The organism is Streptomyces inhibens (assembly GCF_003389455.1).
In the GTDB taxonomy this organism is placed as follows: Bacteria; Actinomycetota; Actinomycetes; order Streptomycetales; family Streptomycetaceae; genus Streptomyces; species Streptomyces inhibens.
On record NZ_QUAC01000092.1, the window covers coordinates 1 to 19,792 of the forward strand.

Genomic DNA, 19,792 nt, shown 5'->3' on the forward strand with positions numbered 1-19,792 from the left:
CTCCCGCCCCCGAAACAAGAGCAGCCGCCCCCGGAACAAGCAGCCCTACTGGCCGTCACCCAAGCTGGCGGCAACGGCGGCCAGTCGTGTGGGCGACGCGGACGCCGTCCATGTAGTCGCGGGCATGCACGATCAGCCCGTTCCGCACCCGGAGCACCAGGAGGCCTGGGAAGCTCAACGACTCACCGGTCGTCGTCACCACTCCACACACCGTCTGCTCCACGGTGATCACTTCGGGGTCGACGCTCTCGTGGACCACGACCTCACATATCTCCTGTATCTCCTGCGGCGCCGCCCGACTCACACCCCAGGCCGCCCTGTACCCCGCACGGACTTCTTCGCGTCCCTCGTAGCGCTCCGGCATACCTGGGAAGAGGAACGGGAACTCGTGCGCTGCGTCAGGCGCATACAGATCTGCCAGGTCATCCGCGGACTTGTCGAGCATCGCGCGGTGAAAACGGTCCAATATCTCGCGGGTGCTGAGAGCGGCCGAGGCGGTGCGGGACATAGCGGCGAGACTCCGTTCAGAGGGTTGCTGGATGCACTGCTCGCGGCGTCAACAGGGCTTCGTGGGAACGGACTTGGCAGACACGAACCCGGCAGGCTCAGACCTCTCCCTTCAGCTCTCGCCCTCCTCCGTGATCACCCCATCGTTCAGCTCCAGGACACGGTCGGCCAGGCCGAGGAGGTTGGCGTCATGGGTGGCGACCAGGGCCGTGACACCCTCGCTGCGGACGACGGCGCGCAGCAGCTCCATCACCTCCATGCCGGTCTCGGCGTCCAGTTGCCCGGTCGGCTCGTCGGCGATGAGCAGCGCGGGCCGGTTGGCGAGTGCGCGGGCGATGGCGACGCGCTGTTGCTGGCCGCCGGAGAGTTCGCCGGGCCGCTGCTCGACATGGTCGGCGAGGCCCACCAGGGACAGCAGGAGTGCGACGCGCTCCTCGCGCTCGCGCGGTGGGACCTTGCGCAGCCGCAGCGGGACACCGACGTTCTCGGCGGCGCTGAGTATCGGTATCAGCCCGAACGACTGGAAGACGAAACCTATGCGGTCGCGGCGCATCTCCAGCAGCCCGCTCTCACCGAGGTCGGCCAGCGGCGTGCCGTCGACGGTGATCCGCCCCGAGTCGGGGACGTCCAGGCCGCCTATGAGATTGAGAAGAGTCGTCTTGCCGGATCCGGAACGCCCACGGAGGGCGACGAGTTCGCCGCGCGGGACGACGCACGACACCCCGCGCAGCGCGTGTACGGCGCCGGCATCGGTGCCGTAACTGCGGTGCAGGTCCTCGACGACAACCATCGCGCCGGCCCGCGTCGCATCAGCGACCGCCGTCCCCGCGTACACCCCGTTGCCGGATGCGCTTCCCCCGTCGTTCATGGTCCGCTCCCCCACTTCCTTCATGCGCCAACTGCATTGACTTGACAGCAAGTTGCCGTGTTGACCGCTTGGTCAGCCGTACTCGCGTTGCCTGCCGGTTGCGTCAGTATGCGTACCGCTCACTTCGGCAGGCAACGCCTGTGGATAACTCTCGGATCCGCTCCGGATCGACCCGGCACAGCCCGGGATCACCTCCGGATCGGTTCGGGATCAGCCCCGAACCAACCCCCGCATCAGCTGGGGTTTTCCGCATGCGTCAAGGTCTCCCAGCCGACGAAAAGGTTGTTGGAGCCGGCCGGTCGCTGTCGCTCGGTCAGCTTCTGGGTGTTGGCCATGGCGTAATGCATCCGGTTGTGCAGTGCGTTGTAGCCGACCTCGGTGACGGGGCCCAGGCCGCGCTTGACGCTGCCGCCGCACAGCCATGACGGCGGGGCGGTGCCCAGTTCGTAGGTGGCCTGGAAGCCGAGTGCGTGGCGCAGCCGGTCGGCGACCTCGGGGTAGAGGTCCTGGCCCTGGAGGCGGCCGGTCTCGGCGATGTGCGAGATGGCCGACAGGCCGTATCCGGTGTGGGTGAAGTCGCGGCAGGTTTCCTGGGTGAGGCCGTCGACGAAGGTGGACTGTCCCTGCCAGTACTTGATGATCTTGTCGCGGGTGTTCAGGCCACTGCCCGGAGCGGTCTTGGGCAGGCCGCCGTCGGACTTCAGATAGATGTATGCGGGCACCCGGGCGCGGAACGTGGCGATGGCCTTGTCGTAGGAGGCCTTGTCCTCGATGAAGACGGAGATGCCGACGGCCGCCTCCATCATGCTCAGCTCCCAGTTCCCGTTGCTGTGGGAGCCGTTGATCACCTTGGGGAGGTAGACGGTGCGCAGCATGCCCGCGAAGCGGTCGATGCGGCCCTTGGGCCAGCCGTTGTAGGTGTAGCGGATGATTTCGGCGGCGCGTGGCCAGGTGGAGCCGGCCCAGCCGGTCTGCAGCGGGGCGTTGCCGTTGGTGTGGTCCTTGATGGTGCCGGACCAGGCGTCCATGATCTGGATCGCCTTGTCGGCGTACTTGCTGTCGCGGGTGATGTACCAGGCCAGCGAGAAGGTGTAGGCGGCGAGGGCGTCCTCGCGTTCGTCGGTGCAGCCGTGGTTGGGGTCGGAGTACGAGCCGCATTCGACGATGGCGCGGGGCTTGGGGGTGCGCGACAGCGAGGCGTATGTGCTCGCCATCATGGTGTCGAAGGCGCTCTTCCAGGGCTGGGCGCCGGAGTTGACCTTGCTGCGGGTGAGGTCGAGTTGGGCGGTGCCGACGAGGACGCCGGGGTGGGTGAAGGCGGCCGGCGCCGCGGTGGACGGGGCGCCTGCGAGCAGGCCTGCCGTCAGGGCGCCGAGCAGCGCGCCGACGACGAGGGTGAGCTCTCTGCGCATGGGGGGGTGGGTGCCTTCCTGTCGAGAGGCTCGATGGACGGGAGCTGTTCTCGTACATGAACGGCAGGCGTTGACGTGAACACCTGCGATGGCTGGGGAACGTAAGGGCAAGCCATCGCGGCGTCAAGACTCGGCGTCGAGGGGTGGCGTCAACAACTGACGCCGGAGAGTGGGGTAATCAACCGCCTTGTCCCGATGGGTGGTTCGGATTCCGAAGGAGGGTGAAGGGCGCAAAGGGCCGGGCGGCCTTCGAGGATTACTTCTCCTCGAAGGCCGCCCGGTATGTGGTGGGTCAGCCCCTGCCCCCGCTCTGCACCAGGTCCTTGAGAGCGACGTTCAGCTCCAGGACGTTCACCCGCGGTTCCCCCATGAAGCCGAGGAGGCGTCCGTCGGTGTGGTCCTTGACCAGCTTCTCCACCGTGTTCGCGGGGAGGTGGTTCTCCTTGGCGACCCGGCCGGTCTGCAACTGGGCGTACTCCGGGGAGATATCCGGGTCGAGGCCGGAGCCGGAGGATGTCACCGCGTCCGCCGGAACCTTCGACTCCGGGACGTCGTACGTCTCGGAGACCCACTTCTTGCGTTCCTGCACCGCCTTGACGAGGTCGGTGTTGGTGGCGCCCAGGTTGGAGGCTCCGGAGACCTGGAGGTCGTACTGGGTGTTGACGCCGTTGGTCTTGTTGCTGCCCAGTCCCGCCGAGGGGCGCGGCTGGAAGAACTTCAGGTCCGGGATCGGATTCCCGTGCTTGTCCTTGCCCTTGTCGTAGCGCTGACCGAGCAGTGACGAGCCGACGACCTTGCCGTGGGAGCTCACCTCGGACCCGTTGGCCTTGCCGGGGAAGGCCGCCTGCGCCACTCCGGTGACCACCAGCGGGTAGACGACCCCGCAGACCACGGTCAGTACGAGCAGGGCACGTAGCCCCGCCGCGATCAACCGGGCGGTGTTGCGTACGGAGTTGTTCATGACGGTCACCCGATTCCGGGGATGAGGGAGATGAGCAGGTCGATGAGTTTGATGCCGATGAACGGGGCGATCAGTCCGCCGAGCCCGTAGACGGCGAGGTTGCGCCGCAGCATCTTGTCGGCGCTGACCGGCCGGTACTGCACGCCCTTGAGGGCGAGCGGCACCAGCGCGACGATGATCAGCGCGTTGAAGATGATCGCCGAGAGGATCGCGGAGTTGGGGCTGGACAGCCGCATGATGTTGAGGGTGTCCAGGCCCGGGTAGGCCACCGCGAACATCGCGGGGATGATCGCGAAGTACTTGGCGACGTCGTTGGCGATCGAGAACGTCGTCAGCGCGCCCCGGGTGATCAGGAGTTGCTTGCCGATCTCGACGATCTCGATGAGCTTGGTCGGGTTGGAGTCCAGGTCCACCATGTTCCCGGCCTCCTTGGCGGCCGAGGTTCCGGTGTTCATGGCCACGCCGACATCGGCCTGCGCGAGCGCCGGGGCGTCGTTCGTACCGTCACCGGTCATCGCGACGAGCTTGCCGCCGGCCTGCTCACGCTTGATGAGCGCCATCTTGTCCTCGGGCGTGGCCTCGGCGAGGAAGTCGTCCACGCCCGCCTCGTCGGCGATGGCCTTGGCCGTCAGCGGGTTGTCACCCGTGATCATGATGGTCTTGATACCCATCTTGCGCAGTTCGACGAAGCGTTCGCGCATGCCGTCCTTGACGACGTCCTTGAGGTGGATGACACCCAGGACGCGCGGACCGCCCTCGTCCTCCAGGGCGACCAGCAGCGGGGTGCCGCCGGCCTGCGAGATCGAGTCGGTGAGCTGCTGGGCGTCGTCGGCGACCGTGCCGCCGCGCTCCTTGACCCAGGCGACGACCGAACCGGACGCGCCCTTGCGGACCTTGCGCCCGTCGACGTCCACACCCGACATCCGGGTCTGCGCGGTGAACGGCACCCACTCGGCGTGCTCCAACTCGCCCTGGTGGCGCTCGCGCAGCCCGTACTTCTCCTTGGCGAGGACGACGATGGAGCGGCCCTCAGGCGTTTCGTCGGCCAGCGAGGACAGCTGGGCGGCGTCCGCGACCTCGGCCTCGGTGGTACCGCGTACGGGGACGAACTCGGCGGCCTGGCGGTTGCCGAGGGTGATGGTGCCGGTCTTGTCGAGCAGCAATGTCGATACATCGCCTGCGGCTTCGACGGCGCGTCCGGACATGGCCAGGACGTTGCGCTGGACGAGCCGGTCCATACCGGCGATGCCGATGGCCGAGAGCAGTGCGCCGATCGTCGTGGGGATCAGACAGACCAGCAGCGCCAGCAGCACGATCATGGGCTGTTCGGCGCCGGCGTAGATCGCGAACGGCTGGAGCGTGACGACCGCGAGCAGGAAGACGATGGTGAGCGAGGCGAGCAGGATGTTCAGCGCGATCTCGTTGGGGGTCTTCTGCCGTGCGGCGCCCTCGACGAGGTTGATCATCCGGTCGATGAAGGTCTCACCGGGCTTCGTCGTGATCTTGATGACGATGCGGTCGGAGAGCACCTTCGTACCGCCGGTCACCGCGGAGCGGTCACCACCGGACTCGCGGATGACCGGAGCCGACTCACCCGTGATGGCGGACTCGTCAACGGAGGCGACACCTTCGACGACATCGCCGTCACCGGGGATGATGTCGCCGGCCTCGCAGACGACCAGGTCGCCGATGCGCAGTTCGGTGCCGGGCACCTGTTCCTCGGCAGTGCCGTTCAGCCGGCGCGCCACGGTGTCGGTCTTGGCCTTGCGCAAGGTGTCGGCCTGCGCCTTGCCGCGGCCCTCGGCGACCGCCTCCGCCAGGTTGGCGAAGATGACGGTCAGCCACAGCCAGGCGGCGATCGCCCACCCGAACCCGTCCGAGGGGGACTTGAGGGCGAAGATCGTGGTCAGGACGGAGCCGACCTCGACCACGAACATCACGGGGGACTTGACCATCACCCGCGGGTCGAGCTTGCGTATCGCGTCCGGGAAGGACTTGATCAGCTGCTTGGGGTCGAAGAGACCGCCGCCCACGCGGCCGTCGCCGGGCTTGTGCCCGCTCGGGACGTCCTGGTGCGGAGCGCGAGTCGGAGTGGCGGTGGACATGGAGCCGGGCTCCTCCGGTTTCACGGGGGCGGTCATGACAGGCCCTCCGCCAGCGGCCCGAGGGCCAGCGCCGGGAAGTACGTCAGACCGGTGATGATCAGGATCGTGCCGACGAGCAGCCCGGCGAAGAGCGGCTTTTCGGTACGGAGGGTGCCCGCGGTCTCCGGGATCGGCTTCTGCTCGGCGAGCGAGCCGGCCAGTGCGAGCACGAACACCATCGGCAGGAAGCGGCCGAGCAGCATGGCCAGACCGATCGTGGTGTTGTACCAGGGCGTGTTGGCGTTCAGGCCGCCGAAGGCGGAGCCGTTGTTGTTGGCGCCGGAGGTGAACGCGTACAGCACCTCGGAGAAGCCGTGCGAACCGGCGCCCAGCGCCTTGGTGTTGAGCATCGAGCCCAGCGCGTCCGGCAGCACCATCGAGGCGGCGGTGAAGCCGAGGACCAGCGTCGGGGTGATGAGGATGTAGCAGGCGGCGAGCTTGATCTCGCGGGTGCCGATCTTCTTGCCGAGGTACTCGGGCGTACGGCCCACCATCAGCCCGGCGAGGAACACCGCGATGATCGCCATCACGAGCATGCCGTAGAGGCCGGAGCCCACACCACCGGGTGCGATCTCACCGAGCATCATGCCGAGCAGCTGGATGCCGCCGCCGAATGCGGTGAACGAGGAGTGGAAGGAGTCCACCGCGCCGGTGGAGGTGAGGGTGGTGGCCACCGAGAAGATCGCGGAGGATCCGACGCCGAAGCGGGTCTCCTTGCCTTCCATGGCGGCGCCCGCGGCCTGCAGGGCCGGGCCGCCGTGCGCGAACTCGGTCCACATCATCAGCGCGGTGAAGCCGAGCCAGATGATGCCCATCGTGGCCAGAATCGCGTAGCCCTGCTTCACGTTGCCGACGAGCTTGCCGAAGGTGCGGGTCAGCGCGAACGGGATGACGAGGATCAGGAAGATCTCGAAGAGGTTGGTGAAGGCGTTGGGGTTCTCGAAGGGGTGGGCGGAGTTGGCGTTGAAGTAGCCGCCTCCGTTGGTGCCCAGCTCCTTGATGACCTCCTGGGAGGCCACCGCGCCGCCGTTGGTCTGCTGGGAGCCGCCCATGAACTGGCCGACGCCGTGGATGCCGGAGAAGTTCTGGATGGCGCCGCAGGCGACCAGGACGATGGCGCCGATGACGGCGATCGGGACGAGCACCCGCACGGTGCCGCGGACCAGGTCGGCCCAGAAGTTGCCGAGGTCGCCGGTGCGGGAGCGGGCGAAGCCGCGGACCAGGGCGATGGCGACGGCCATGCCGGTGGCGGCGGAGACGAAGTTCTGCACCGCGAGGCCGGCGGTCTGCACGACGTGGCCCATGGCCTGTTCGCCGCTGTAGGACTGCCAGTTGGTGTTGGCGACAAATGACGCCGCGGTGTTGAACGCCTGGTCCGGGCTGATCGAGGCGAAGCCGAGGGACAGCGGCAGGCCGCCCTGGACGCGCTGCAGCAGGTAGAGGAAGAGCACACCCACCACGGAGAACGCCAGGACGCCGCGCAGATACGCAGGCCAGCGCATCTGGGTGTCGGCGTTGGCGCCGATGCAGCGGTAGATGACCTTCTCGATGCGGAGGTGTTTGGGGGAGCTGTAGACGGCGGCCATGTAGTCGCCGAGGGGACGGTAGGCCAGGGCCAGTGCGGCGGTCAGCGCTATCAGCTGGAGCACGCCTGCGAGAACGGGGCTCATAGGGCTCTCAGAACCTCTCCGGGAAGACGAGAGCGAGGACCAGGTATCCCAGCAGGGCGACGGCAACGATCAGGCCGACGATGTTTTCGATGGTCACAGCTTCGTCACCCCCTTGGCGACGAGAGCCACCAGCGCGAAGACCGCGACCGTGACAACGACGAAGGCCACGTCGGCCATCGTGTGCTCCTAGATGATGGGGATTAGGACCCCCAAAGCAAAGCGTCCTTCCGACGCGGCTTGAACACTGTTGACGCCTCCCTTACGGCCATTAGCGCTCTGTTGACGAACTTCATACGCATCTGGATCTGACCTGCATAAACGACAAGGGCCCGCGCCCCTCTCAAGGGGGCACGGGCCCTTACGACCGTCGTTATCAGGCCGCGAAGCGGACGTCTTCGCGCCGCTTCGCCGCGCGATATGTGCTCAGCGGATCTCGGTGATCTCCGGTCCGCGCTCCAGGTGCTCCACGCCACCGCCGAAGCGCGACTGCTCGACCGACTCCTGCTGCACACCGTCCGGCACCATCTGGGCGTCGTCCGGCAGCTTCAGGACGATCGGGTCACGCGGCGCCATCGGGCCTTCGCCACGGACGACGACCGTGTCCCGGAAGATGTGTTCCAGCACGCCGGCGGCCTGCGGCTGCACCGCGCCCTGGCCGGAGATCACACCGCGCAGGAACCACCTGGGGCCGTCGACACCGACGAAGCGCACGACCTGCACACCGTTGGTGCCGTCCGGCAGCTGTACGGGTACCTGGGCGCGCAGTTCCCAGCCCAGCGGGCCCTCGACCTCGTCGATGACACCGCCCTGCTGGGTGATGCCCGCGGCGATCTCCTCGCGGACCTCGCCCCAGATGCCCTCGTTCCTGGGGGCGGCGAAAGCCTGCAGCTGTACGGCGCTGTCCTGCAGCACCACCGTCGCGGCGACGATTGCGTCCCCTGCGACCTCCACCCGCAGCTCCATGCCCTCGACCCCGGGAACGAACAGACCGCCGAGGTCGACCCGGCCCTCTGCGGGCTGGGAGACCTCCGACGCGTCCCAGGGGCCGTCGGGGCGCGGCGCGGGCGGAAGGTTGAGCCGCTGCTGCGTCGCCTTGTCCTCGTCGGCGTCGGTCACCGCTTGCTCGTCGTCGAGCAGGGTGTCCTTGGCCGACTCTTCAGGAGCCTCGTTCTTCTTGCGACGTCCGAACACGTCACTGTCCTTCCCGGTCGGCACCGACCGATGCGTATTCATTCCCGCCCGTGGAGCCGCCCACCGCCGCATGACCGCCGGTGGAACCGAATCCCCCCTCGGCCCGCGCCGAGCCGGGAAGTTCCGCCACCTCGTGGAAGCGCACCTTCTCGACCTGCTGGACGACCAATTGGGCGATCCGGTCAAATCGTTCGAACCGCACACTCTCGCGCGGGTCCAGATTGACCACGATCACCTTGATCTCTCCACGGTACCCGGCATCCACCGTCCCGGGAGCATTCACCAGCGCCAGCCCGCAGCGCGCGGCCAGCCCCGACCGCGGGTGCACAAAAGCGGCGTACCCGTCGGGCAGCGCGATCGACACCCCCGTGGGCAGCACGGCGCGCTCCCCCGGCGCCAGCTCGGCGGCCTCGGTGGTCACCAGATCCACGCCCGCGTCGCCGGGATGTCCGTACGACGGAACGGGCACGTCCGGGTCCAGCCGCCGCAGCAGCACATCCACCGGATTCCGTACCTGACTCACGGGTTCACCTCGAAGGCACGCGCTCGCTTGACCTGGTCCGGGTCGGCCATCGCCGCCTGGATCTCCTCGGCCCTGCCGTTGTCGATGAAGTGGTCGACCTTCACCTCGATGAAGACGGCCTCGGCGCGCACCGCGACCTCGCCGTCCGGACCGGCTATCCGCCCGACGGCCGTCGAGTAGATCTTGCGCCCGTGCACCGCGGTGACCCGCGCGTCCAGATGAAGCACGGTGCCCAGCGGCACCGGCCGTACGAAGTCGGTCTCCAGCCGGCCGGTCACCGCGATCACCCGCAGCAGCCAGTTCAGCGAGCCGAGCGTCTCGTCCAGCGCGGTGGCCAGCACTCCGCCGTGCGCCAGACCCGGCGCACCCTGGTGGGCCTCCTTGACGGTGAACTCCGCCTGTACGCTCACGCCCTCGCCGGCCCGCGCCTCCAGGTGCAGCCCGTGCGGCTGGCCCGTGCCGCAGCCGAAGCAGCGGTCGTAGTGCGCGCCGAGGAGATCTCCGGGCGCCGGCGCGTCGGCATGCCGGACCGGAGCGACGGCGTCCGTCGGTGGCGTCAGCCGCGCCCTGGGTTCGTCAGTTCCACTCACGAGTGCAGACCCTACCCGCGCGCGTAAGGGGCCTGCGCCGCCGTGCCAAGCTGGAGTCATGCAGTCGTACGAAGAACGTCTCACCGCGCCCCGCTCCTGGTGGGTGATCGCCGCGCTGGTCGGCGTCGCCTGCGCCCTGATGCTGCTCCCGGTGGGGACGCTCCCGATGCTCGGCGGGCTGATCGGTGGCGCCGCGCTGTCCGCGGTGGCGGTGAGCACGTACGGCTCGGCGCGGATCAGGGTGGTGGGCGGTGCGCTGATCGCCGGCGACGCGAAGATCCCGGCGACGGCGCTGGGCGAGGCCCGGGCGCTGGACGAGGCGGAGGCGCTGGCCTGGCGTACGCACAAGGCCGACGCCCGTGCGTTCATGCTGCTGCGCAGCTACATCCGCACCGCGGTACGGGTGGAGATCACGGACCCCGAGGACCCGACGCCGTACGCGTATCTCTCGACGCGGGAGCCGGAGCGGCTGGTGGCGGCGCTGGTGGCCGTACGCGGCTGACCAGCGGCGCGTGGGGGCCTGGGGAGCCCTCTTCAGCCGCCTGGTGGGGGCGGGGCCTTCCTGGCCCGCCTGCCGTCTTTCAGGGCGGCCGGCGCGGAGTCGGGGAGAGCGTCCCAGGGGACCTGCCCGGCGCGAAGGTCCTTGCGGATTTTTTCCGCAAGTTTTCTGGTGTCGCGGCGGTTCATGAACGCGCCGACGGCGGCGCCGACCAGGAACGGCGTGAGGTTGGGGAGGTTGCGCAGCGTGCGCTTCATGATCTGCTGGCGCAGTTCGCGCTTCATCTGCCCGCCGAGGGCGAAGTTCAGCGAGGCCGGATTGGCGATGTCGATGCCCCGCTCCTCCGTCCAGGACGCCAGATAGGCCATCGCGCGCTGCCGGAAGTTCCCCGCGGGCCGCAGCCCGTAGACCTCGTGCAGCTCGGCGATCAGTTTGATCTCGACCGAGGCCACGCCGGTGACCTCGGCGGCCAGCTCGGCCGGCATGGCGGGCGGTACGGGCAGCATCGCTGCCGCGCCCACGCCCGCTCCGACGGTCGCGGTGCCCGCGCAGGCGCCCGCGACGAGCTTGTCGGCCAGGTCCTCGGGGGTCAGACCGGGGAACTGGGCGCGCAGCGCGGCGAGGTCGCGGACCGGGATCCGCGGGGCGGTGTCGATGATGTGGTCGGCGATCGTGGCGATCGCTGCCCGCACCCGGCCGCCCGTCCCGGCACCGCGGCCGACCGCGGCCGCGAGCGAGGCCCTGCGGCCTCGCTCCTGCGGTGCACCGGTCGTCCGTTCCGCAGGAAGGGCGGTCGGGTCGGCGGGCACGGGCGCGGTTTCCTCGCGTGATCGTGCGCCGGCCGCCGGGCCTTTGGCGCCCTTGGGGCCCTTACGGAACGGGTTCACGCCTGCCACGGCGTAGACCGGTCAGGCCGCGCAGTCGCGGCAGATCGGCTGCCCGTTCTTGTCCTCCGCAGCGAGCTGGCTGCGGTGGTGGACCAGGAAGCAGCTCATGCACGTGAATTCGTCCTGCTGCTTGGGCAGCACGCGCACGGCGAGCTCTTCGTTGGACAGGTCGGCGCCAGGCAGCTCCAGGCCTTCGGCCTGCTCGAACTCGTCGACGTCGACGGCCGACGCGGACTTGTCGTTCCGCCTCGACTTCAGCTCTTCGATGCTGTCCTCGTTGAGGTCGTCATCGGTCTTGCGTGGGGTGTCGTAATCCGTAGCCATATTCGCTCTCCCCCTCTGGGTGTCTGCGGTGTCTCAGCGCTCGTAACGCGTGAGAGGCCGGACTTGTGCCCGACCTGAGGCGGAGATTTTGCCTCACATCAAGGTCTGTTACTCAATCGACACCCAACCGCACCCCTGAAGAGGTGATCGGTTTGGATGGCGATCAGGACCGTACACGGTCCGAATGTCGCACCTCGCGCAGCCCATCACCTGTACTTCCCGTGATCTGACCCTCCGGAAACCCGGACTTCCCCGGCATTCCACCGGGTATTTTGATCACGGAGCGTAGATGGCTGGAAATTCGCGTCTGTGAGCGATCACACACGCGAAGGCCGGCGTGCGGACCGGCGCAATTCCGCGCAAAGCGAACTCGGCGAAGGATCCACGCCCACCCCCCTTCTCGTCAAACCGGCAGGCGAGACGGTGTACGACCGTGAGACGGGCGATCGTACGCACAGATGTCCGACGACCGCCCGGCGGGGCGCACAGCGGCCCCAGCGGCCGTACAACCGCCCTGTGGCCCGCCTCAGAGCGGCAGGACCACCCGCACCACGAGTCCGCCGCCCTCACGGGGCTCGGCCGTGATCGTGCCGTCGTGTGCGCGCACCACTGAGCGCACGATGGACAGACCCAGGCCGACGCCCTTGTCGCTGCCGGTCCGCTCGGTACGCAGCCGCCGGAACGGCTCGAAGAGGTTCTCCACCTCGTAGGCGGGGACCACCGGTCCCGTATTGGTGACCACCAGCACCGCGCAGCCGGGCTGCGGCTCGGTGGTGACCTCGACCCAGCCGTCCTCGGGGATGTTGTAGCGCACCGCGTTCTGGACGAGATTGAGCGCGATCCGCTCCAGGAGCACACCATTGCCCTGGACGAAAACCTGCTGGCGGACCCCCCGCAGCTCCAGACCCTTGGTCTGCGCCTCCTCGCGGGCCTGGTCGACGGCCTGCGAGGCGACCTCGGACAGATCGACCGGCTTCTTGTCCACGACCCTGTTCTCGCTGCGGGCGAGCAGCAGCAGGCCCTCCACGAGCTGTTCACTGCGCTCGTTCGTGGCCAGCAGCGTCTTGCCGAGCTGCGCGAGCTCGGGCGACGCGTCCGGGTCGGCGAGCTGGACCTCCAGCAGCGTCCGGTTGATCGCCAGCGGCGTACGCAACTCGTGCGAGGCATTGGCGACAAAGCGACGCTGCGACTCGAAGGCCCGGTCCAGACGGTCCAGCATCTCGTCGAAGGTGTCGGCGAGCTCCTTCAGCTCGTCGTCGGGCCCGCCCAGCTCGATCCGACGGTGCAGATCGGAGCCCGCCACCCGCTGCGCGGTGCGCGTGATGCGCCCCAGCGGCGAGAGCACCCGGCCGGCCATCGCGTAACCGAAGGNCGAGAGCACCCGGCCGGCCATCGCGTAACCGAAGGCGAAGGCGACGATGGTGAGGCCGAGCAGGGCCAGCAGGGAGCGGTTGAGGAGGCTGTTGAGGGCCACCGCACGCTGGTGCTGGAGGCACTGGTTGACGGCTTCCTGGAGCAGCTGCCCGGAGGTCTCGGTGGGCAGGTCGCAGATGTCACTGGTCGACTGGAACTTGCCGCCGAGGATCTTCAGCGGCAGCGCACTGCCGTCGTGCAGCGCGTCAGCGGCCAGCATGTAGATGATCGTCAGCAGCACGATGCCGGCCATCAGGAACATGCCGCCGTACAGCAGCGTCAGCCGTATCCGGATCGTGGGGCGCAGCCACGGGAACGGCCGGACATTGACCGGCCGGGGATCCCAGGTGGGCTTGGGCGGCATGGGCGGCGGCGGAGTGGCCGCCTTGGAGAACGAGGGCAGGGAAGGCATCGCCGGTCAGATCCGGTATCCCGAGCCGGGGACGGTCACGATCACCGCGGGCTCGCCGAGCTTGCGGCGCAGCGTCATGACCGTGACCCGTACGACATTGGTGAACGGGTCGGTGTTCTCGTCCCAGGCCTTCTCCAGGAGCTGCTCGGCCGAGACAACCGTGCCCTCGCTGCGCATCAGGACCTCCAGCACCGCGAACTCCTTCGGTGCGAGCTGGACCTCCTTGCCGTCGCGGAAGACCTCGCGGCGATTGGGGTCGAGCTTGATGCCGGCCCGCTCCAGGACGGGCGGCAGGGCGACGGTCGTACGGCGCCCCAGGGCGCGCACCCGGGCGGTCAGCTCGGTGAAGGCGAACGGCTTGGGGAGGTAGTCGTCCGCGCCGATCTCCAGGCCCTCGACGCGGTCGCTGACGTCGCCGGAGGCGGTGAGCATCAGCACGCGGGTGGGCATCCCCAGCTCGACGATCTTGCGGCAGACATCGTCACCGTGGACGACCGGAAGGTCACGGTCCAGCACGACCACGTCGTAGTCGTTGACCGCGATCCGTTCCAGGGCGGCAGCGCCGTCGTAGACCACGTCGACGGCCATGGCCTCCCGGCGTAGTCCGGTGGCCACAGCATCGGCGAGCAGCTGCTCGTCCTCGACGACGAGAACACGCACGTCGCTAGTCCTTCCTCAGAGCCCTTTCGGGCAGGCACAACAATGTCTCAGAGCCCTTCCATCCTGCCCCGAAGAGCCATAAACCGGAGGTAAGAGGGGTGCCGCGGGGGTGGAGGGCAGGGCCGTGGCGCCCTAGGGGCGGGATTCCTGGGCGGGTTGAGGTTTCCCTGAGGGTGCGCGTGGGGAGGACGACTGCACACCCGCGATCACGCCCTGTTTAGTTGGCAACTTGCCATGAACTGAACCATCGCAGGGGCTACGCCGTGATCGACCCACCCGTCGGCACACCCCCGTGCCACCGACCCACGACGAGGGGGCGCACATGGACGCGTTCACCGCAGGCATTTTGCAGCGCATAGAGAACACTGAAGCCGATCTGGACCGGGCCCGCGCTGCGGGCGATGACTTCCTCGCCGAGGTCGAGCAGGCCGAGCTCGAAGACCTGCAGCGCCTGGCGACCGAGCACGGCGTGCGTTACGGGGCGGTCAGCACCGCCTGACCGTTCGCCGGCGTACGACGACAGCGCCCCGGCATCCAGGGGATGGTGCCGGGGCGCTGTCGCGCCCGGATACGGGGCGGATCAGTCGTGCCAGGCGCCGAGCTCGTCCAGGAGCGGCTGGAGCCGCTCGAAGAGGGCCGGGGAGGCGGCGAGGGTCAGCTCGTGGGAGGCCGCCTGTCCGGGCCGGCCGCCGGTGAGCGCGCCGGCCTCGCGGGCGATCAGCGCGCCGGCCGCCAGGTCCCAGGGGTTCAGGCCGCGCTCGTAGTAGGCGTCGAGCCGGCCGCAGGCCACATCGCACAGGTCGATCGCGGCCGAGCCGCCCCGCCGGATGTCACGGACCTGCGGCAGCAGGGTGCGCAGCACCTCGGCCTGGGCGGCCCGGCGCTCGGCCAGATAGGCGAAGCCGGTCCCCAGCAGCGCCTGGGAGAGCGGCGGCGCGGGCCGGTGGTGGAGGCGCTCGCCGTTGTTGAACGCGCCACGGCCCAGGACGGCCTGGTAGGTCTCGCCGCGCATCGGGGCGGCGACGACCCCGACGACCGCCTCGCCGTCCTTCTCGGCCGCGATGGACACGGCCCAGGACGGCAGGCCGTAGAGGTAGTTGACGGTGCCGTCGATGGGGTCGATGACCCAGCGGATGCCGCTGGTGCCGTCGGTGCTGGCGCCCTCCTCCCCCAGGAAGCCGTCGTCCGGGCGGCGCTCCCCCAGGAAGCCGGTGATCAGCTTCTCCGAGGCGATGTCCATCTCGGTGACGACGTCGATGGGGCTGCTCTTGGTCGCGGCCACACCGAGGTCGGCGGGCCGGCCGTCGCGCAGCAGCGTCCCGGCACGGCGGGCGGCCTCCAGGGCCAGCCCGAGGAGTTCGTCGTAGAGCGCTTCGGTCTGCGTGGGGTCGGTCGGCGCGGCGTCGGGGTGCAGCGGGTCGGGCACGATGCTCCTTGCTCGGACGAGCGGTGGTCGGGCGTACGGCCGGCGCGGGCGTGCGGGCTTCACGCGGACGTACGTACGGGCGTGCGGGGGGGCGTACGGGCTTACACGGGGGCTTCCGCGACCGGGCCCCGCCAGTCGGCGCCGGCGGCGGCCGGGCGCGGTGCCCGCGCGGGGCAGCAGCCGACCGGGCACAGGTCGTGGCCGGCGGCGAGCGCGCCCAGTGCGCAGCGCTCCGGGGCAAGGCCCCGTTCGGTCGCGGCGCGCTCCAGGAGGAGGTCACGGACGGCCGCGGCGAACCGCGGGTCGGCGCCCACGGTGGCCGACCTGACGACCGGCAGTCCCAGTTCGGCGGCCTTGGCGGTGGCTTCGGTGTCGAGGTCGTACTTGACCTCCATGTGGTCCGAGACGAACCCGATGGGGGCCATGACAACGGCGGGGACACCGGCCGCGTGCCGCTCCTCCAGGTGGTCGCAGATGTCCGGCTCCAGCCAGGGGATGTGCGGGGCACCGCTGCGGGACTGGTAGACGAGCCGCCAGGGGTGGTCCACGCCGGTCTCCGCACGCACCGCGTCCGCGATCACCCGCGCCACGTCCAGGTGCTGGGCGACATACGCGCCGCCCTCGCCGTCCTGGGTGTGGTCGGCGGGCGTACCGGAGGTGTCGGCGGCGGCGGTCGGGATGGAGTGCGTGGTGAAGGCGATATGGGCGCCGTCCCGTGCCTCCTGGGGCAGTTCGGCGAGGGATGCCAGCACGCCGTCGATCATCGGACGGACGAAGCCGGGGTGGTTGAAGTAGTGCCGCAATTTGTCGACCTGCGGCACCGGCAGGCCCTCGGCCTGCAGGGCGGCGAGCGCGTCGGCGAGGTTCTCGCGGTACTGCCGGCAGCCCGAGTACGAGGCGTAGGCACTGGTCGCGAGGACGGCGATGCGGCGGTGGCCGTCCTGGACCATCGTGCGCAGGGTGTCGGTCAGGTAGGGCGCCCAGTTGCGGTTGCCCCAGTAGACCGGCAGGTCCAGGCCGTGTTCGGCGAAGTCCTTGCGCAGCGCGTCCAGCAGTTCCCGGTTCTGGGCGTTGATGGGGCTGACGCCGCCGAACAGGAAGTAGTGCTGACCCACCTCCTTGAGGCGCTCTCGGGGGATGCCGCGGCCGCGGGTGACGTTCTCCAGGAACGGGACGACGTCGTCGGGGCCTTCGGGGCCGCCGAAGGACAGCAGCAGCAGGGCGTCATAAGGGCGGGGGTCGCACTGTTCGGGCATGCCATCGATCCTGCCACCCTTCCCCCGGATGCGGCGGGCAGGTCCCGGCGCGGAGGCGGGCCGCCGGTCCCGGTGCGGTGACCGAAACTCGGAGGCGCCGGGTGTCGCACCGCCCGTAAGCTGTATCGGCCACAGACATTCCTTACCGATCTTCGGTCCTCGATCCGGCGGAGCGCCCCGTTGCCCAGTCCCTATCGCGCCATTTTCGGCCGCCCCGGCACCAAGTCGTTCTCCGCCGCCGGACTGCTGGGCCGGATGCCCCTGTCGATGATGGGCATCGGGATCGTCACGATGGTTTCCCAACTGACCGGCCGCTACGGCCTGGCGGGCGCGCTGTCCGCGACCCTCGCGCTGTCCGCCGCGGTCATCGGCCCGCAGATCTCCCGGCTGGTGGACCGGCACGGCCAGCGCCGGGTGCTGCGCCCGGCGACCCTGGTCTCGATCGCCGCGGTCGCCGGTCTGCTGCTGAGCGCGCAGCAGCGCTGGGCGGACTGGATCCTGTTCGTCTTCGCGGCCTGTGTGGGCTGTGTGCCGAGCGTCGGCTCGATGATCCGGGCGCGCTGGGCGGAGCTCTACCGGGGCTCCCCGCGCATGCTGCACGCGGCGTATTCGTGGGAGTCGATCGTCGACGAGATGTGCTTCATCATCGGGCCCATCCTGTCGATCGGCCTGTCCACGGCGTGGTTCCCGGAAGCCGGGCCGCTGCTGGCCGCCGGCTTCCTGGCGGCCGGTGTCTTCTGGCTGACGGCGCAGCGTCGTACGGAGCCGATACCGCATCCGCGTGAGCAGCACGCCAAGGGCTCGGCGCTGCGCTCGCGAGGGCTGCAGGTGCTGGTGGTGACGTTTGTGGCGACCGGCGCGATCTTCGGGGCGATCGACGTGGTGACCGTGGCGTTCGCCGAGGAGGTCGGGCACAAGGCCGCGGCCAGTCTGGTGCTGGCCGTTTATGCGCTGGGCTCGTGTGCCGCCGGTGCCGTCTTCGGACTGCTGCACCTCAAGGGGCATGCCTCCCGCCGCTGGGTGGTCGGGGTGTGCGCGATGGCCGTGAGCATGGTGCCGCTCCAACTGGTGGGCACACTGCCGCTGCTGGCGGTCGCGCTGTTCATCGCGGGGCTGTCCATCGCGCCGACGATGGTGACCACGATGGCGCTGATCGAGGAGCATGTGCCGCGGGCGAAGCTGACCGAGGGCATGACCTGGACCAGCACCGGTCTGGCGGTGGGCGTCGCGCTGGGTTCGTCGGCGGCGGGCTGGGTGGTGGACGCCGCCGGGGCCGCCCGGGGCTATCTGGTGCCGGGGGCGGCGGGTGTGCTCGCCGCCCTGGTGGCGTTCGCGGGCTACCGATGGCTCCGTCCGCAGCCCGGCTCTCCGGTGGCAGGTCCGGCCGCGGCCGGGGGTTTGCCCACCCAGGGCGCCCCGGCCACCGAGCGGCAGGGCGAGGAACGCGTCGCATAGCGCCGTCCGGCCCAGTGCGCCGACTCGCGCCACCCGCCGGCGAGTTACCGGCGGTACGACATGTCCAGGAGCCGGGCGATTCCGGCCGATTCCATGATCATGTGATTCCCGTCACCCCCTCTGGACGTCGCGTCGGTGACTGACATCATGCGCTCACACCAACGGCGGCCGAACGCGGCCGGCCCGCGCGGAGGGAGGGGACGTCACCATGGCAGTCAGCAACGCCGTCGGCGGCTCGGGAGGGCGCGGCTCGACAGCCGGACCCTGGCGCAACTGGGCGGGCAATGTCACCGCCCGCCCCGCCCGCAGCGTGGCCCCGGCGAGCACCGAGGAGCTGGCGGCCGCGGTCCGCGCCGCCGCCACGGACGGGCTGACGGTCAAGGCCGTCGGCACCGGCCACTCCTTCACCCCGGCGGCTGCCACCGACGGGCTGCTGATACGCCCCGAGCGGCTGACCGGGATACGCAAGATCGACCGCGAGGCCGGGACGGTGACCGTGGCCGCCGGTACGCCGCTCAAGCACCTCAACGAGACGCTGGCCGCGCACGGGCTGTCGCTGACCAACATGGGCGACATCATGGAGCAGACCGTCTCGGGGGCGACCAGCACCGGCACCCACGGCACCGGCCGCGACTCGGCATCGATCGCCGCCCAGATCACCGCCCTCGAACTGGTCACCGCCGACGGTTCCGTCCTGACCTGCTCCGCCGAGGAGAACCCGGACGTCTTCGCCGTGGCGCGGCTGGGCCTGGGCGCGCTGGGCGTGATCAGCGAGCTCACCTTCGCCGTGGAGCCGGAGTTCTTGCTGACCGCCCGCGAGGAGCCGATGCCCTTCGACGAGGTGACGGGCCGGTTCGACGAGCTGGTCGCCGAGAACGAGCACTTCGAGTTCTACTGGTTCCCGCACACCGGCAGCTGCAACACCAAGCGCAACAACCGCAGCCAGGGCCCCGCCGCGCCGTCCGGCAAGGTCAGCGGCTGGGTGGAGGACGAGCTGCTGTCCAACGGTGTCTTCCAGCTCGCCTGCACTGTCGGGCGGGCGGTGCCGGCCGCCATACCGGGCATCGCCAAGATCTCCAGCCGCGCGCTGTCGGCCCGTACGTACACCGACATCCCCTACAAGGTGTTCACCTCGCCGCGCCGGGTGCGGTTCGTGGAGATGGAGTACGCGCTGCCCCGCGCGGCCGCGGTCGCTGCGCTGGGTGAGCTGAAGGCGCTGGTGGAGCGTTCGAACTTCAAGGTCAGCTTCCCCGTGGAGGTGCGCACCGCGCCGGCCGACGACCTCGCGCTGTCCACCGCCTCGGACCGGGACACCGCCTACATCGCCGTACACATGTACCGCGGGACACCCTTCGAGGCGTACTTCGCGGCCGCCGAGCGGATCATGACGGCGCACGACGGGCGCCCGCACTGGGGGAAGCTGCACACCCGCGACGCCGGCTATCTGGCCGACGCCTATCCGCGGTTCGGCGAGTTCACCGCGGTACGCGACCGGCTGGACCCGGAGCGCCGGTTCGCCAACGCGTATCTGCGGCGGGTGCTGGGCGACTGACCGACGACGACGGCCGCGACCCGGTGCCCTGAGGGGACACCG

General features: G+C 69.6%; 20 protein-coding genes and 1 pseudogene. 4 read left to right on the forward strand and 17 right to left on the reverse strand.

Annotated elements, in window-relative coordinates:
• Positions 1-55: 55 nt before the first annotated feature.
• The 10 genes from DY245_RS12420 to DY245_RS12465 form a co-directional block, all read right to left on the reverse strand.
• Complete coding sequence (locus DY245_RS12420; RefSeq protein ID WP_128506654.1) at positions 56-508, reverse strand: nuclear transport factor 2 family protein; 453 nt, start codon at positions 506-508, stop codon at positions 56-58.
• Between the two features lie 111 nt (positions 509-619).
• Positions 620-1,375, reverse strand: a complete 756-nt coding sequence (locus DY245_RS12425; RefSeq protein ID WP_128506656.1) for an ABC transporter ATP-binding protein — start codon at positions 1,373-1,375, stop codon at positions 620-622.
• 233 nt (positions 1,376-1,608) lie between these two features.
• Positions 1,609-2,787, reverse strand: a complete 1,179-nt coding sequence (locus DY245_RS12430; protein WP_128506658.1) for an alginate lyase family protein — start codon at positions 2,785-2,787, stop codon at positions 1,609-1,611.
• A 292-nt stretch (positions 2,788-3,079) separates the two neighbouring features.
• Positions 3,080-3,748, reverse strand: coding sequence for a potassium-transporting ATPase subunit KdpC (kdpC, locus tag DY245_RS12435; protein WP_128506660.1), 669 nt, complete (start codon positions 3,746-3,748; stop codon positions 3,080-3,082).
• Positions 3,749-3,753: 5 nt separating this feature from the next.
• Positions 3,754-5,853 (reverse strand): potassium-transporting ATPase subunit KdpB, encoded by a 2,100-nt coding sequence (gene kdpB, locus DY245_RS12440; RefSeq protein ID WP_128506682.1) that lies wholly within the window; start codon positions 5,851-5,853, stop codon positions 3,754-3,756.
• A 32-nt stretch (positions 5,854-5,885) separates the two neighbouring features.
• The gene (kdpA, locus tag DY245_RS12445) at positions 5,886-7,562 is read right to left on the reverse strand and encodes a potassium-transporting ATPase subunit KdpA (RefSeq protein ID WP_128506662.1); all 1,677 of its coding nucleotides are present in this window, start codon (positions 7,560-7,562) and stop codon (positions 5,886-5,888) included.
• Positions 7,563-7,569: 7 nt separating this feature from the next.
• On the reverse strand, positions 7,570-7,659 hold the full coding sequence (gene kdpF, locus DY245_RS12450; RefSeq protein WP_016575741.1) for a K(+)-transporting ATPase subunit F: 90 nt from the start codon (positions 7,657-7,659) through the stop codon (positions 7,570-7,572).
• Positions 7,660-7,985: 326 nt separating this feature from the next.
• Positions 7,986-8,753, reverse strand: coding sequence for a DUF3710 domain-containing protein (locus tag DY245_RS12455; RefSeq protein WP_128506664.1), 768 nt, complete (start codon positions 8,751-8,753; stop codon positions 7,986-7,988).
• Between the two features lies 1 nt (position 8,754).
• A complete protein-coding gene (gene dut, locus DY245_RS12460; RefSeq protein WP_128506666.1) occupies positions 8,755-9,276 on the reverse strand; it encodes a dUTP diphosphatase in 522 nt (173 codons plus the stop codon).
• Positions 9,273-9,866, reverse strand: a complete 594-nt coding sequence (locus DY245_RS12465) for a PaaI family thioesterase (RefSeq protein WP_128506668.1) — start codon at positions 9,864-9,866, stop codon at positions 9,273-9,275. The genes dut and DY245_RS12465 overlap by 4 nt, the downstream gene beginning before the upstream one ends.
• Before the next feature lie 58 nt (positions 9,867-9,924).
• On the opposite strand from DY245_RS12465, the gene DY245_RS12470 reads away from it, so the two are divergent.
• On the forward strand, positions 9,925-10,368 hold the full coding sequence (locus DY245_RS12470; RefSeq protein WP_128506670.1) for a DUF3093 domain-containing protein: 444 nt from the start codon (positions 9,925-9,927) through the stop codon (positions 10,366-10,368).
• A gap of 32 nt (positions 10,369-10,400) precedes the next feature.
• Here the strand turns inward: DY245_RS12470 and DY245_RS12475 are convergent, their stop codons facing one another.
• The 5 genes and pseudogenes from DY245_RS12475 to DY245_RS12490 all read right to left on the reverse strand — a co-directional run bounded on the left by DY245_RS12475 (position 10,401) and on the right by DY245_RS12490 (position 14,061).
• On the reverse strand, positions 10,401-11,261 hold the full coding sequence (locus DY245_RS12475; protein WP_425329376.1) for a hypothetical protein: 861 nt from the start codon (positions 11,259-11,261) through the stop codon (positions 10,401-10,403).
• A 12-nt stretch (positions 11,262-11,273) separates the two neighbouring features.
• Entirely contained in the window at positions 11,274-11,576 is a 303-nt protein-coding gene (locus tag DY245_RS12480; protein WP_003982531.1) for a DUF4193 domain-containing protein, read from the reverse strand.
• Between the two features lie 526 nt (positions 11,577-12,102).
• Positions 12,103-12,947, reverse strand: an 845-nt coding sequence (locus DY245_RS12485) for a sensor histidine kinase (RefSeq protein ID WP_244943001.1), incomplete at its 5' end; no start/stop codon positions are given.
• Position 12,948: 1 nt separating this feature from the next.
• Positions 12,949-13,401, reverse strand: a pseudogene (locus DY245_RS46190) (two-component sensor histidine kinase); the annotation flags it as partial.
• A 6-nt stretch (positions 13,402-13,407) separates the two neighbouring features.
• Entirely contained in the window at positions 13,408-14,061 is a 654-nt protein-coding gene (locus DY245_RS12490) for a response regulator transcription factor (protein WP_006602630.1), read from the reverse strand.
• A 322-nt stretch (positions 14,062-14,383) separates the two neighbouring features.
• Here DY245_RS12490 and DY245_RS44310 point away from each other — a divergent pair, with 322 nt between their 5' ends.
• Entirely contained in the window at positions 14,384-14,560 is a 177-nt protein-coding gene (locus DY245_RS44310; protein ID WP_181923649.1) for a hypothetical protein, read from the forward strand.
• A gap of 81 nt (positions 14,561-14,641) precedes the next feature.
• On the opposite strand, the gene DY245_RS12495 is transcribed toward DY245_RS44310, so the two are convergent.
• Entirely contained in the window at positions 14,642-15,487 is an 846-nt protein-coding gene (locus DY245_RS12495) for an inositol monophosphatase family protein (RefSeq protein ID WP_128506674.1), read from the reverse strand.
• 101 nt (positions 15,488-15,588) lie between these two features.
• Positions 15,589-16,743: a ferrochelatase gene (locus DY245_RS12500; protein ID WP_128506676.1), complete on the reverse strand. Its 1,155-nt coding sequence runs from the start codon at positions 16,741-16,743 to the stop codon at positions 15,589-15,591.
• A 180-nt stretch (positions 16,744-16,923) separates the two neighbouring features.
• Here DY245_RS12500 and DY245_RS12505 point away from each other — a divergent pair, with 180 nt between their 5' ends.
• On the forward strand, positions 16,924-18,198 hold the full coding sequence (locus tag DY245_RS12505; protein WP_128506678.1) for an MFS transporter: 1,275 nt from the start codon (positions 16,924-16,926) through the stop codon (positions 18,196-18,198).
• A gap of 208 nt (positions 18,199-18,406) precedes the next feature.
• Positions 18,407-19,750: a D-arabinono-1,4-lactone oxidase gene (locus DY245_RS12510; protein ID WP_128506680.1), complete on the forward strand. Its 1,344-nt coding sequence runs from the start codon at positions 18,407-18,409 to the stop codon at positions 19,748-19,750.
• Positions 19,751-19,792: the final 42 nt, after the last annotated feature.